Consider the following 13,077-nt stretch of genomic DNA (forward strand, 5'->3'; position numbering starts at 1 on the left):
ACCCCTCAGACACGGACTTTTTTTGACTGCCCGAGTTCGATGACGTGACCAATGTCACCCGCTTTTGCTGCTTCGAGATTCGCCAGGTTTCCTGCGTAGGCGCGCAACTCGATGCCGCCGACCGCCTGGGAGAGTTTCACGACGTGCTCGCGGATATTCTGACGCTCGATCTCGGTGAGCTTACCATCTTCCCAGCTCTCGATGATGACACGTTCGAGATTGGACAAATGACGTATCGTTTCACAGATGGACCCCTCGACTGTTTGGCGAATAGATTGATCGGCTTCGTCAGCAGGGACGATCTTATGTCCGCGAGGACAAAGGACATCGTGTAAGTGAGCACGAGTCGGAGGGAAATGTTGATACAGAGATGCGAACGCTTCGATGGGGCATGCCACTTCACCAAGGATATACTTTTCCCAGGTTTGTCTGGGTATTTCCGTGGCAAACTCGGCCTCTTTCGGGGTCAAGAGGCCGTCGTACCGAAAAATGTGATAGAGCACATGCGCAGAACGGTGGAAATGCTTCTTGCGTGCTTCGCGGTCTTCTCCGCTCATGGAAAAATCCTCTTGTTTATTTCCTTGGCAGGGGTTTCAGCCCTCGTGCAGGTTGTTCCCATGGACATCCGAGTCACGTTCCAGGCCGGACCTTCCGGGACCCTGGCGCTTCTCCGCATGAAGGAGCCGGGGAAACTCCCCGAGTTCCGCAATCTTCCGCTGGCTGGCCCTCTTGAAGATGAAATCGAAAATATCGTCGCGTTCATTTGGGCGCACCTCGATGAGGGCCAGGGGCACCAGCGCCAGGGGTTCCTGTGGGAAACGTGATATTCAGTGGTGATGTTGGGCGGCAAACTAGCTCTCTTTTTTCGGAGCAGTGCACATCCAATCATGAGCATTTTTTACATACCCAAGGGCCTCCAGGGCGAACGCCACACGTTCAAAATTCTTTTTTCCCATGCCCTTCCACTTCAAAACACCAAACCCCTGTTGCACAATGGTGGATATCTGGTCGGCAAACGACAGGTCCCACAAATAGTGCTGGATGACATTGGAAGCGGACACGCCACACCGCTTGAAGAACTGTTCGCGAGGGTTCATAAGCTACTCCTCGACCTTACGGCCTGGCTGAAAATTCTTTTCCGTACACTCATCAACCCACCAAGCCGCTTCCACCGGGCGCCACGCAGCACATGCTTCGTAAGGCTCGGATGAGTAGATCGGCAGGGCACGGACGGACGACGCGGCCCGGTACGCGCCGGGCAACATGGCCCTGGCGATGTCGGGAGTAATGGCGCAGGTCGCCGCTCCGCGACGTGGCCAGTCGCCGGCGAGGCGCTTGGCCAGGCCGCAGTTGAGGCAGGTGTGGGGGATCAGTTCGGGCATGCTGGCTCCTTGAGCGCTCCACCGGCCTGAAGGTTCAGGAATGGGGCCAGCTTCAGCAGGTTTGACGAGTGCATCCCCTTGCGTTCCCCCGTGCGAACACGCGAGATGCACGGGATAGGGACATGCGAGGCCTCGGCAAGCTGGGTCACCGTCCAACCTCGTGCCGCCAGGCACGCCTCGATGGCTTCTTTGAGTTCCATGGAGACATTTTACCGATAGGCAAAATAAAAGCAACCCAAATTTGCCAACTGGCTATTCCCAAATGGTAAAAGCTTATGCATCAAGACAAAATGGGAGCGTATGAGGACATTCTGCGTGGCTTGGAAAGGGCTGTCGTTTCCAAGGGGAATGTCTCACGTCTAGCGGAAGCAGCAGGTGAAGCCCCGAGCCTTCTTACGCGCTGGATCAAAAGAGAACGCGTGCCCAAACTCGATAAGCTCGGGCCAATTTTGGATATGCTAGGGGCTCGAGTCATCTTCCCTGGCGAGGACCAAGCCTACCCACTTTCCGAAGGCCCGGCCGGGATCTACTCTTTTCACGAGCCTGGGCGGCCTTACGGGGAGCTTGGTGGCGAACCATCTTCCCGCGATGTCTGTTGGGTCGAACCCAAAATCATCAGCGCCGAAAACGGCGCGCCCCCGCCCCTCGCCGAGAAATACTTGGCCGTGCCACTGGCCGAAGGGCCGGTTGCTGCAGGGCCGGGCATGGTGCCGGAAGACAAGATCAAGTCATGGGTGCTCGTTTTCCGCGACCATCCGAGCGTCAAATTCAGGACGAACCTGGTGGCCGTGGAGATCGGCCGAGGCCAGGAGTCCATGGTGCCGACGCTGCATCCCCAGGATATTGTGCTGGTAGACAAGGACGACCGCCGGCCGGAGCCAGATGGGCAAATTTTTCTCGTGCGCGATCCTGACGATTCCGTTACCGTCAAGCGCGTCTACGTGCAGCGCAAGAACGGGGACACCATGCTCCAGTTTGTTTCGGACAACCCCGACAAGCGGTCATATTCGCCCATGCTGTACAATCTGGGCACCGACTACCAGGACGACATCACCAGGGCTATCGTGGGTAAGTGCGTGTGGGCATGGTCGGATTTGACGAGGAAATAATGTCCGCCATCTACCTCGCCGGACCAGTGTCTTGCGATGTCCGCCACTTGGTGCCTCGGTGCCAACGCTGACGGGCATCCGCACCGACTTATGCCAGGACGGAGACGTGCCCGGCGCGTGCGTCAACGCCATAATCTATGGAAGCTGCTGGGTTATTGTGCGGACGGTGGAGGAGTTGGTGGGGGTGGTGTGGAATGCCGGATAGACTATCACCTAACATGAAAATCCGTTGCCAAGAAGGGGGAAATGTTGCATAGGCGTGGCGAGTGGACTTTTTTGCTCTTAAAGTATCGTTGCGTTCCCGCCTTGGAGGATTGTTATGAAAAAGCAAGAAAATGAGATTCGGTTCAAGTTTATTTATGACGAGCAGTATAATCTAAAGTATATAAATGGTGTCTGGGGAGGGGTGACTCCGTCTGGAGAATTTAATATGAACTTTTTTGTTGACAGGTTGCCAGTTCCAAAAAACACATATCAAGAAGTTACAGGAGAGGGCATAATAACCGATAGGGTAAGGCAAGATATTGAAGAAAAATTGATGGTTAGATGTGTTCAGACTGGTGTGGTTTTTAATTATGTAACTGCAAAAATATTGCATCAATGGCTAGGGGAACAGATTGGACAATTTGAAGAACGGACAAGAATAGTTTCTCAAAACGTCACACCTGAGAACCAATAAGATGATTGCTGTTGATTTGAAAAAGATAGCTGAAGAAGAGCGCTCACGGCATAATCTTTCCACATACTCAAAACCTTCTTCTTCTTCTTCTTTGCTTACTCCAGGAACGCGTATTTTTTTCAAGGCCATGTCGGGAACTCTTTTTATACATGGCCACGGGCCTATGACGATTGATATTCATCGCTTGATAGATTTGTTTTTAAAAATACCTCTTCATGTGATAATAGAGCCGGATGAGGAGTATTGGATAGCAAGATGTCCAGACCTGCCACTACTTTATGGTACGGATGAATCGCCATACGAAGCTGTGGAGATGCTTAAAAGAGAGGTCGAATCAACATATTACGAACTGATGGGAGAGGCTAAAATGTCAAAACGCCTTTTTGCTATGTTTAACTTTTTGAGTGGTGTAATTGCAAGCCATGCTTAATGCATCGTTCAATTGCGAGCAGATCAAAAAGATCTGCGAAAACAAAGCTTGCGCGAAATTCGACGGATCCAAGGAGTTGAAGGGGAAGGTGTATGTTGGAGATGTACATGTCGCCAGCGTCACCATCCCTAAAGGGAAAAAAGGCGTTCCCCCAAAAACGTATAAGTCAATGGCCACACAGTTGGGACTTGAGGTGGAGGAGTTTGACCTGTTCTTAAAATGTTCAATGAAAAAAGACGAGTACATTAAGATAGTAAGTAAACGAACTGACGAATATAATCGCGAAGAATAAAAGGCCCTCCCCGGAGGGCCTTTTCTTTTCCCTTCTGACTACGAGCGCCCGACGCCGACCTACCACCAGTAAACCCGACTTTCGTTGCTCCTGCACTTCTCGGTTGCTCCTGAACTTCTCGGTTGCTCCTGCCGTTTTACGCTCCTCCCGCCTGACCCCTCGCCCGCGAACTGAACTCGCCTGAACAGCCTGGCCATGGTCTGAAATGGGCTTGTGCTCTAGGTGATGGAAAACTGCGCCCTTTAATTTGCCTATTGGCAAAATAATTATTGACCTTGTTTTGCCATGTGGTAAAAGTAAGCCGACGACGACGCGCACCGGCCCAACGGCCACGGCGCGCCGCCGAGCGCTAAACGCGGTGAGGCCGGTACCGGCAGACCCAAGGCCGCAAGGCCCCGAGCCCCAATAACGGCGGGCGAGGCGGGAGAGAGGGAAGACCACAAGCTAGCGGGCGCAAGCTGAGACGATGTTTGAAAATTCGAGGCTTGGAAGAGTGGCGGCGGCGTGGAAAGCGCGCCACGGCGAATGCCCGATCACGGGGATGCACGTTACAAATGGTGTGTTCTTGGGAGCAAAAAGCCGGAGTAGGCTCCCGGCCCGCCACTCTTCCGAGCCTCGGAAGGTCGGAGCCTGAATGAAGATGCAGAACCCCGATGGAGGGGGCGGTGAAGACCGTCCTGGACGGGTGGAGCACCGGCGATGCCGGCGGATGCGGAACTACTCCTGACGCTCTGGCTCCCGTCTGCAACCAGGCGATTTGAGGCCCTGAACAAAACGCCAACCCCGAGGAGGAGCCAAATGACCTAGCACCACAGCGCTTTACATGCGTGGCAACCGGCCGGACAGGGGAAGCCCGGCCATATGGACAACGGCGGCCCAACCAACGGGTGGTCTGGGCCGCCAACAAAAACAACTCGCTGTCTCTGGTGGCGTCATCCTCCCCCCAGCCAAAGGGCGGGAGCGCATCCCCCTGAGCCGAAAGGCCGGCTCCCGCCCCCACCAGAGAAAGCGAGCGACCACACAAAAACAAGGTGGGAGGGTAACCATGGAAGCTCTGTATTTTGTGCAGCAACGTATGCGCCGGGACCTCGGGTGGTTCACGGTGGACGAGTTCCAGACCTTCGAGAAGGCCACCTTGTTCGCCAAGGAGTTTGGACCGGATGCGGAAGGGGAAGTCCAAGTTGTTGTGGCGTTTTGTGTCCCGCCGGCCCAATGGGGAGCGCCGTCCACGGCTGCGCTGTACGGCCTGACTCCTGGCATAGACTTCCCAGCCAGCCTTTCGGGGGTGTGAGTCGTGGAACTGAACAACGTCAAGATAGATGACCCGTCAGACCGGAACGCCGTGCGCGATGCTGTCCGCATGGCCCTGGGGATTGACTGGAACGACGTGAAGCGGATGGCGAGCCAGTCCCAGGGCGTGCGTGAGGCCCGCGTTCTGGAAGCGCAGAAGTGCGCTGGACAAGAATAAACCCTCTAACACCAGGAGAAGTCCCATGAAGACGGCCCAAGCAAGCGTTCTTCAATTCCCGAAGGAACCGGAAGCCGTCGCCCTCATCCGTGAAGGCGCGGAGCTCAAGGACGAAATCGACGAATCCACCGCCAGGCTGCGTGAAATCCATCGCCGGCTGGAAGAGCTGGCCACGTTCCCTCCGGGCAAGAACACCGCGAAGATCGAAGGCCAGGGCATCGACGTGACCATCCAGCGTAAGGAGTACGTGAAGTTCGACCAGGGGAAGCTGAACACCCTGCGCCTGGCCATGGGCAACGACGCATTCCTTAAGCCATTCGGCTTCAAGTTCGAGCCCCGCTCCAAGAAGGAGTTGGACGCGTTCCTCGAGTACGGCGACAAGGCGTTCGCCAACCAGGCGCGCGCCGCCATGACCATTACCGGCGGCGCTCCGGCGGTGACCTACAAGCGCAAGGAGGACTAGGCCATGACCTTCTCGCTTGACACCATCACTAGCGCTGCGGCGACGTTCGGCCCGCAAAAAGCGCTCATCTACGGGGTGCAGGGCCTGGGAAAGACGACGTTCGCATGCACGTTCGACAGACCCATCCTGCTTCGCGTTGAGGATGGCGCAGCCGCCATCGACGTGCCGACGTTTTCCAGCCTGGTCACGTCCATGTCCGAGATCATTGAGGCCATCCAGGCCCTGCATGGAGACCACCCGTACGGCACTCTTGTGGTGGACTCGCTCGACTGGATGGAGCCGATTGTTTGGGCAAACACCTGCGCCCGGCTGGAGATAACCAGCATCGAAAAGGCCGGCTACGGCAAGGGCTACGTCGAAGCCGACGCCGATTGGCGCATGGTCATGGGCGGTTTCGACTCCCTGCGCCTCAATCGCGGCATGGCCATCGTCCTGGTGGCCCACGCCGAGATCAAGCGCCATGACCCGCCGGACGGCGAGCCCTACGACCGCTACCAGATCAAGCTCCACAAGCGGGCCTGGGCGCTCTGGCAGGAGTGGGCCGACATGGTCCTGTTCGCCAACTATCGCCGCCAGGCCATCAAGACCAAGGACGGCGGGGCGAAGGGCGAAGACAAGTTCCGTGCGGTCGGCACCGGTGAGCGCGTCCTCTACACCGACGAGCGCCCGGCCTATGTGGCCAAGAACCGGTGGAGCCTCCCGCATGAAATCTATATCGGCCAGGACCGCTCCTGGGCCGGGTTTCACCAGGCGTTGGCTACGGCCACCGACGGACGCTACGCGCTGCCTTCCAGCTTGGCTCAGCAGACGCAGCCCCAACCCCAAACCGACGCCGCGTAGGCAGGAGGTGTGTCATGGTCATTGATTTCAACGATTGCGAGCAGCAGCGCGACGTCGTCGGGGCCATCCCTCCGGACTCCATCGTTTTGGTCCGGCTGAATCTCAGGCAGCCCAAAAAACCAGGGTCTCATCCTCTGATTTGCCGGGCGGATTCCGGGTTCGAATATCTGGATGGTGAGCTTGAGGTTCTGGCCGGTACCTACACCGGCCGCAAAGTTTGGGAAAATTTTGGCGTGGGAGCCCAGACCGAGGGCGGCATGAAGGCGGTCAAGATCGCCGGGCAAAAGCTCCGCGCCATCGTCGAGGCATCGCGCAACATTCTCCCCGACGATCAAAGCCCGACTGCTATGCAGGGACGCAGGCTCAACGATTGGGCAGAGCTGAACGGCGTCATGTTTGGCATCGTGGTTGGCTGCGCGAAGCCTAGGGCGGGTGACCAGTACGTCAACAATCAGATCAAGAAGATCGTCACCCCAGACCACGAAGTCTATTCCTCGGTCATGAACGGCGGAGAGTTCATTTCCGATAAGCCCTTGCCCGAAATCCCCCAGGTTACCGGTGGTGCTGCTCCGTCTTGGACCGCCCCGATAAACCATCAGAAGCCGGCCCCCTCTGCCGCCCCTACCGCTTGGGGAGCTCCGCCGGCCACCAGCCAGCAGCCTGCCCAGCAGGCGCAGCCTCAGCAGAGCGTTGCCGCCCCTAACTGGGCTCAACCGGCCCAGGGCCAACCGGCTGGGCAACAGCCCCATTCTTACGGTGCTGCACAAGGGCAGGCCCCGGCTACCGGTCAGCATGTTTTCCCCTCCGAAGCCTCGGGCATGGACGACGTGCCGTTCTAGGATTGTTCCATGATCGCCAGACCGTACCAAAATCGTCTTGTGGACAAGGCCTGCACCGCCCTGGCTGGCCACGGCAACACTCTGGCCGTGGCCGCCACCGGCGCGGGCAAGAGCATCATGATGGCCATGCTTGGCGGCCGTATCGGCGGCCGCCAACTGGTCCTGCAACACCGGCAGGAGCTCGTCAGCCAGAATCTCGCTAAGTACCGAAAAGTCCTCACTGGAGCGAAGGTTGGCCTGTTTACGTCCGACGTGAAGTCCTGGCGCGGCGACGTGACCTTCGCCATGGACAAGACGCTCCACCGGCACCTGGCCGGCATCCCTGAAATCGACCTGCTCATGCTCGACGAAGCGCACCACTGCGTCTCCAAGACCTGGCTGGACATCATTGAGGCGGTCAAGGCGCGCAACCCCAAGTGCATGGTGGCCGGGTTCACGGCCACCCCGGGCCGATCCGACAAGAAGGGCCTGCGCCGGGTGTTCGACAACGTGGCCGATCAAATCACCATCCGCGAACTCGTCGCCTTGGGCTTCCTGGTTCGCCCCGTGGCCTATGTGGTGGACGTGAGCGGTACTCAAGACGCCTTGCGCGCCCTGGGAAACGTCTCGGACTGGGCCGACCAGGTCGAGGTCGAGAAGATCCTCAACACCGTGGCCGTGAACGCCGAAGTGGTCCGGCACTGGCGCGAGAAGGCCGGCGCCCGGCAGACTGTCATCTTCTGCTCGACCGTTCAGCACGCCGAAGACGTAGCCGCGGCCTTCCGGTCGGCGGGCGTGTCCGCTGAGTGCGTCCATGGCGGCCTGCAGGACTCCCGGCGCGAGATGATCCTGCGCCGGTTCGACCGCCGCGAAATTCAGGTGGTCACCAACGTCATGGTGCTCACCGAAGGGTGGGATTCCCAGCCCACCTCGTGCGTGGTCCTGCTCCGCAAGTCCAGCGCCAAGGGGCCGCTGATCCAGATGGCCGGGCGTGGCCTGCGCACCGTCGATCCCAACCTGCACCCGGGCGTGGTCAAACGGGACTGCATCATCCTCGACTTCGGGACGTCGCTGCTCAACCACGGCGACTTGTCCCAAGACGCACTGCTCAAGGATGACGTCGAGCGCGAGCCAGGCGAGGCCATCATCAAGATTTGCCCGGTCGAGGACAGCGACAACTATCGCGTGCCGGATTCGACCGGGGCCAGGGGCTGCGGGGCGGAAGTCCCCGCCAACGTGAAGACCTGCCCGCTCTGCGGTTTCCGGTTCGAACGCCTGGGGGCCGACGACGGCGTGACCATCCAACAGGTGGAACTCACGGAGATGGACATCCTCGACGCCTCGCCGTTCCGCTACACAGATCTGTTCGGGTCTGGTCGGGCCATGATCGCCAAAGGGTTCGAGGCCTGGGCCGGGATATTCTCGGCGGATGGGGACACCTGGCACGCCTTGGGAAAGGTCAAGGGCGGCCACGGCTTGCAACGCATCGCCGTCTCGGATCGGCTCCCGGCCATGGCCGCCGCTGACGATTACCTCCGCGAGCATGAGACGGACGGGGGCACCCGCAAAAGCCGCCGTTGGCTCGACGAGCCGGCCACAACCAAGCAGATCGAGATGCTGGCCAGGTTCGGCTACGTCATCGAACAGGACCTGCTCGGGGCCTCGAATTTCACCAAGTATTCGGCCGCCTGCCACTTTGAGTTCCAGGTACAGCGCGCGCTGATCGAACGCGCCCTGGGGGTTGCGGCGTGACCACTTCCCTCTCCTTCCCCTCCGTCGCTGTCTCCGTTCGTCAGCCCTGGGCCTGGTTCATCTGCAACGGCGGGAAAGATGTCGAAAACCGCACTTGGCACACCCGACATCGCGGGCCCGTGCTCATCCACGCCAGCGCCTGGTTCAACATGGACGAGGTCTGCGCCGCCACGGAATATGCGGTGTCCATCGCCTGGGGGGCGGGCCACACCCTGCCCGACCGCCTGACCCTCAATATGCTCAAGGACCTGACCGGCGGCATCGTGGGCGTGGCCACCATCGTCGATTGCGTTCGCAACCACCCGTCGCCCTGGGCCATGCCCGGGCACTGGCACTGGGTTCTCGCCGACGCCCGGCCGCTGGCGTTCATGGCCTGCAAGGGCCGGCTGGGCTTCTTCCCTGTCGAATATGTCGCGCCCAGCGTGAGAGCGCAGGACGCGATTACACAGGGGGTGCTCGCGTGAACCTCCCCCGTCTCGCGCAGCACCTGCAGGACCAGGGCATCATGGGCAAGCCCTTCAATGAGCTCTCCCGCGAAGAGGTGGAAGCCCTGGTCCGCGCCTGCTGGGATGCGGCAGACGCCGAGGATGTGCGCCGCTTCCCCTACTTCCAGCAAATGCCAGCCAGCGGAGAACGGGTGCTGGTTTCACCCTGCGATGCTCCGACCGTGTTTCGGACGTGGCTTTGCGAGGATGGCTGGATCGAGATGTACCACATGCTGAAGATGCTTGGGGCCACGGACGAGGAGATGGCGCGCTACCTTGGGCCTGACTGGCTGGAGCGCATGCACAAGCGGACCAAGTTCAAACCAAACCCGCACTGCCCGGTGTGCGGACGACCCATGTCGAAGGAGACGTCATGAACGCTGCACCTGCCCAACACCTTACCGTTGTCGGGGGCAAGGCCGGACCCGGCCGTCCCAGCAAGGAAGAGGCCGCCCAGCGCCAGGCCGAAGCCGAAGCCAAGCGCGCCGAAACCAGGGCCTACCTGGAAAGAGTGGGGCTGTTCGAGGAGGCCAACAACAAGCGCTCCAAGCCATTCGACCGCTGGAGCGTCAAGGAATGCGACGCGACCCTGAAGTGGGCGCAGAAGCAGATCGAGAAGAACGGCGTGGAAGCCCCGCCTGTCGAGAAGGTCGCTCCGGCCGTGGCCACGCCTCCCATGCCCGAAGAACCCGCCCGGGCGGAGTCGGTGCGCGCCTGCGGTCGGGTTGTTGATGCCTTCCTCGACGATCCCCGGTCCTGGCCCACGCCGTACGTGCATGAGGTGGTTGCCTGGACGAAGGTGTTCGAGCTCGAGGATCGCGTGCGGGAGCTCGAAGCCGAGCTGGAGGGGGCCTTTGGCGAGATCCATCGCCTGACCACGGACCACGAGTACAAGGCCAGCCTGGCTGACATCCTGATCGTAGCCGGAATCGACCGTGGCCGCCTGGTGCGGGACCTGAGACGCAAGCTGCAACAGGTCATCACGGACGCGGTGGACCGCGACGATCCCAGCTACAAGGCTAAGGTTAAGGCCTTGCTGACCATCACGTTCGACAAGGCCAGCGGCCTGCCGTCCGAGGCCATGGCCGCCATCATCACCTGCGAGGTCAACGAGGACACCCCGCCAGCCGTGTGCGGAAGCCGACTCTACTTCGACGCCAAGGCCAACATCATCCCGCCCAAGGAATACGCCAAGAATATGCCGCTGATGGCGGCGGGAGGTGCGGAGTGATCAACATAAACACCACCATGGGGCAAGCGCTGGCCATTTGCAGGAAACTCGGGGCCGGGCAGGCCAGCATGATTGGAAGGGAAAAGGACGGGACGCTTCGTTTTGGAATTTTCATCGTCGACGAGCCCGAGCTTACGGCCAGGATTGAGCGGACCTGCGCGGAGTGGGATCGGGAGCAAGATGAAAAAGCGGAGGGCGCGTAGCCATGGCCTCCTTCAGGTTGGGCGACAACGTGACGTGGACGTCTTCCGCACAAGGGAGTTGGACGTGGAAAACCGGGACGGTCGTCTACGTCCTTGCCCCCAACGAAGACCCTTGGAAGGTCATCCCCAAACTGCGCAGCCAACTCTACCTCGAAGGGAAGCGGGACGACTTCAAGTGCCAATTTGACGGGCGGTTCGGGCGTCCCGCCGAAAGCTACTTTGTGCTGGTTGGAGACGGAAAACGTCAGGCGAAGCTCTACTGGCCCCGACTGAACCGTCTTGAGCCGGCTTGACATACAGCCTTGACCCTCCCCGCCTCCCTCTGGCCGCCCGTCCTGGGCGGTCCGAGATGAGGTGAGGAACCGGTAACAGAAGGAGAAATACCATGCCGATGTACAGAAAGAAGCCTGTCGTGATTGAGGCCGTGCGGTTTGATTGGTCCCCGCACACTGCTGATGAAATTTGCCGCATGAATGGCGGGGAAGATGGCCTTGTGTTCGATGAGAAGGGAGTCACGATCCGAACGCTGGAAGGCAATATGCTCGGGCAGTGCGGCGACTACATCATCAAGGGCGTCCAGGGGGAGCTTTACCCCTGCAAGCCGGAAATATTCGAAGCCACCTACGAACGGATCTAACCTCCTCCCCTCCCTGCCCCCGCGAGCAATCGTGGGGCCAGATGAGGCGAGGAGCATAGGATTTTGGAGGTGTGGAATGTACAAGACGAAAGTAACGCGCTGGTTTCATATAACGAAACACAACGCTTGCGGATGGGGAGTAAAGGTGAAGCCAAAAAAAGGCGACCATTGGCATTATGTCGGAAAGTACGGTGCCCCGTTGCTTTTTGATCTTAAATATGACGCCTGTGCATTTGCCAAGAGTATGGTGGAGAGGTGACAATGGCCACCATTAAACAATGCGACAGATGCACGTCTATAGAGTGGGTGAACCATGGCTAAACGCCCCATACCCCTTCGCCCCGACGAAGTGCGGGGCATCCTGAACAACAGGAAGACAATGACGCGGCGGGTGGTGAAGTTCCCTGCCGGGTTCATGGCTGAGTCCGTGCGCAAAGTGGATTTTCACAGCATTTGGGGGCCTGACTCCTGGGTGTTCAACGGGACCGGAGTGCTCAACAACGAAACGCTCAAGGGGTTTCACAAGGGGCTCCAGTGCCCTTACGGCCAGCCCGGGGACGTGCTGTGGGTGCGGGAGGCTTTTGGCGAAGCGACCAGGCGGGCCGAGATTACCCCCACCGGGGACATTATTGAACCGACCTACACGGCATACCGGGCCACTGATCCCGAAGCGAACGTAGAAAAGTGGCGTCCTTCCATCCACATGCCCCGCTGGGCCGCCCGAATCTTTCTTGAAGTGCAGGAAGTTCGCGTGGAGCGGTTGCAGGACATCAGCGAGGAGGGCGCAAAGGCGGAGGGGTTCAGCACCAGAGTTGAGTTTTTCGATTATTGGGACTCCCTCGCGAAGCATGGTCCACACGTCAAAGACAACCCGTGGGTGTGGCCCATAACGTTTAAGCGACTGGAGGACTACCATGGATGAACGCATGACACAGGAACAATTGGCCGAAATAGACGCATGGTTACGGACGGAAGAAAGTCCATGGGACAGTGACGAGAAGGTTCGGCCTGCGAAGTACATCCGCGCCCTGCTGGACGAGGTGAAGCGGCTGAAAGCGGAGCTTGAGCACGAACGCCTTCGACTGGCGGCATGTGGGGTTGCGGCCCTGGGCTACACAAACGACGCCGGAGGTGCGGAGAGTGCGTCGTTTGACGAGGTGGTGCGTCTCCGCGCCCGCGCCGAGAAGGCCGAACGCCACCTGGCCGCTGCGGGAAGCCGTGGAGAAGGCGAAGGGAGGGTCTGGGGATGTTTAGCAAAGCAACACACATAGGGAAGGAATTCCGCAGT

At 59.3% G+C, this 13,077-nt stretch carries 21 protein-coding genes; 18 read left to right on the forward strand and 3 right to left on the reverse strand.

What is annotated here, in order from left to right; genetic code table 11:
* Positions 1 to 5: 5 nt before the first annotated feature.
* A complete protein-coding gene (locus ACYQ01_RS03705) occupies positions 6 to 557 on the reverse strand; it encodes a hypothetical protein (RefSeq protein ID WP_459932485.1) in 552 nt (183 codons plus the stop codon).
* Positions 558 to 617: 60 nt separating this feature from the next.
* Here ACYQ01_RS03705 and ACYQ01_RS03710 point away from each other — a divergent pair, with 60 nt between their 5' ends.
* Positions 618 to 824 (forward strand): hypothetical protein, encoded by a 207-nt coding sequence (locus ACYQ01_RS03710; RefSeq protein WP_459932486.1) that lies wholly within the window; start codon positions 618 to 620, stop codon positions 822 to 824.
* Positions 825 to 851: 27 nt separating this feature from the next.
* On the opposite strand, the gene ACYQ01_RS03715 is transcribed toward ACYQ01_RS03710, so the two are convergent.
* Both ACYQ01_RS03715 and ACYQ01_RS03720 read right to left on the reverse strand, forming a co-directional pair.
* Positions 852 to 1,097: a hypothetical protein gene (locus ACYQ01_RS03715; protein WP_459932487.1), complete on the reverse strand. Its 246-nt coding sequence runs from the start codon at positions 1,095 to 1,097 to the stop codon at positions 852 to 854.
* A gap of 3 nt (positions 1,098 to 1,100) precedes the next feature.
* Positions 1,101 to 1,382, reverse strand: coding sequence for a hypothetical protein (locus ACYQ01_RS03720; RefSeq protein WP_459932488.1), 282 nt, complete (start codon positions 1,380 to 1,382; stop codon positions 1,101 to 1,103).
* Positions 1,383 to 1,801: 419 nt separating this feature from the next.
* On the opposite strand from ACYQ01_RS03720, the gene ACYQ01_RS03725 reads away from it, so the two are divergent.
* The 17 genes from ACYQ01_RS03725 to ACYQ01_RS03805 all read left to right on the forward strand — a co-directional run bounded on the left by ACYQ01_RS03725 (position 1,802) and on the right by ACYQ01_RS03805 (position 13,060).
* The gene (locus tag ACYQ01_RS03725; protein WP_459932489.1) at positions 1,802 to 2,491 is read left to right on the forward strand and encodes a S24 family peptidase; all 690 of its coding nucleotides are present in this window, start codon (positions 1,802 to 1,804) and stop codon (positions 2,489 to 2,491) included.
* A 319-nt stretch (positions 2,492 to 2,810) separates the two neighbouring features.
* Entirely contained in the window at positions 2,811 to 3,170 is a 360-nt protein-coding gene (locus ACYQ01_RS03730; protein WP_459932490.1) for a hypothetical protein, read from the forward strand.
* Position 3,171: 1 nt separating this feature from the next.
* Positions 3,172 to 3,600, forward strand: coding sequence for a type II toxin-antitoxin system HicB family antitoxin (locus ACYQ01_RS03735; RefSeq protein WP_459932491.1), 429 nt, complete (start codon positions 3,172 to 3,174; stop codon positions 3,598 to 3,600).
* Between the two features lie 1,337 nt (positions 3,601 to 4,937).
* Positions 4,938 to 5,183 carry a hypothetical protein gene (locus ACYQ01_RS03740; RefSeq protein WP_459932492.1) on the forward strand — a complete coding sequence of 82 codons (246 nt, stop codon included), beginning with the start codon at positions 4,938 to 4,940 and terminating at the stop codon, positions 5,181 to 5,183.
* A gap of 3 nt (positions 5,184 to 5,186) precedes the next feature.
* A complete protein-coding gene (locus ACYQ01_RS03745; protein WP_459932493.1) occupies positions 5,187 to 5,360 on the forward strand; it encodes a hypothetical protein in 174 nt (57 codons plus the stop codon).
* A 25-nt stretch (positions 5,361 to 5,385) separates the two neighbouring features.
* A complete protein-coding gene (locus ACYQ01_RS03750) occupies positions 5,386 to 5,823 on the forward strand; it encodes a hypothetical protein (protein ID WP_459932494.1) in 438 nt (145 codons plus the stop codon).
* Between the two features lie 3 nt (positions 5,824 to 5,826).
* Entirely contained in the window at positions 5,827 to 6,663 is an 837-nt protein-coding gene (locus ACYQ01_RS03755) for an ATP-binding protein (protein ID WP_459932495.1), read from the forward strand.
* Between the two features lie 14 nt (positions 6,664 to 6,677).
* The gene (locus ACYQ01_RS03760; RefSeq protein WP_459932496.1) at positions 6,678 to 7,502 is read left to right on the forward strand and encodes a hypothetical protein; all 825 of its coding nucleotides are present in this window, start codon (positions 6,678 to 6,680) and stop codon (positions 7,500 to 7,502) included.
* A gap of 9 nt (positions 7,503 to 7,511) precedes the next feature.
* Positions 7,512 to 9,233 (forward strand): DEAD/DEAH box helicase, encoded by a 1,722-nt coding sequence (locus ACYQ01_RS03765; RefSeq protein WP_459932497.1) that lies wholly within the window; start codon positions 7,512 to 7,514, stop codon positions 9,231 to 9,233.
* On the forward strand, positions 9,230 to 9,697 hold the full coding sequence (locus ACYQ01_RS03770; RefSeq protein ID WP_459932498.1) for an ASCH domain-containing protein: 468 nt from the start codon (positions 9,230 to 9,232) through the stop codon (positions 9,695 to 9,697). Before ACYQ01_RS03765 ends, ACYQ01_RS03770 begins: the two co-directional genes overlap by 4 nt.
* The gene (locus tag ACYQ01_RS03775; protein ID WP_459932499.1) at positions 9,694 to 10,095 is read left to right on the forward strand and encodes a hypothetical protein; all 402 of its coding nucleotides are present in this window, start codon (positions 9,694 to 9,696) and stop codon (positions 10,093 to 10,095) included. Before ACYQ01_RS03770 ends, ACYQ01_RS03775 begins: the two co-directional genes overlap by 4 nt.
* A complete protein-coding gene (locus ACYQ01_RS03780; RefSeq protein WP_459932500.1) occupies positions 10,092 to 10,949 on the forward strand; it encodes a hypothetical protein in 858 nt (285 codons plus the stop codon). Before ACYQ01_RS03775 ends, ACYQ01_RS03780 begins: the two co-directional genes overlap by 4 nt.
* Positions 10,946 to 11,152, forward strand: coding sequence for a hypothetical protein (locus ACYQ01_RS03785; RefSeq protein WP_459932501.1), 207 nt, complete (start codon positions 10,946 to 10,948; stop codon positions 11,150 to 11,152). The genes ACYQ01_RS03780 and ACYQ01_RS03785 overlap by 4 nt, the downstream gene beginning before the upstream one ends.
* A gap of 2 nt (positions 11,153 to 11,154) precedes the next feature.
* A complete protein-coding gene (locus tag ACYQ01_RS03790; protein ID WP_459932502.1) occupies positions 11,155 to 11,445 on the forward strand; it encodes a hypothetical protein in 291 nt (96 codons plus the stop codon).
* A gap of 92 nt (positions 11,446 to 11,537) precedes the next feature.
* Positions 11,538 to 11,789, forward strand: a complete 252-nt coding sequence (locus tag ACYQ01_RS03795) for a hypothetical protein (RefSeq protein WP_459932503.1) — start codon at positions 11,538 to 11,540, stop codon at positions 11,787 to 11,789.
* 313 nt (positions 11,790 to 12,102) lie between these two features.
* Positions 12,103 to 12,711, forward strand: coding sequence for an ASCH domain-containing protein (locus ACYQ01_RS03800; protein ID WP_459932504.1), 609 nt, complete (start codon positions 12,103 to 12,105; stop codon positions 12,709 to 12,711).
* Positions 12,704 to 13,060, forward strand: a complete 357-nt coding sequence (locus ACYQ01_RS03805) for a hypothetical protein (RefSeq protein WP_459932505.1) — start codon at positions 12,704 to 12,706, stop codon at positions 13,058 to 13,060. Before ACYQ01_RS03800 ends, ACYQ01_RS03805 begins: the two co-directional genes overlap by 8 nt.
* The last annotated feature ends 17 nt before the right edge of the window (positions 13,061 to 13,077 follow it).

The organism is Fundidesulfovibrio butyratiphilus, assembly GCF_054657235.1.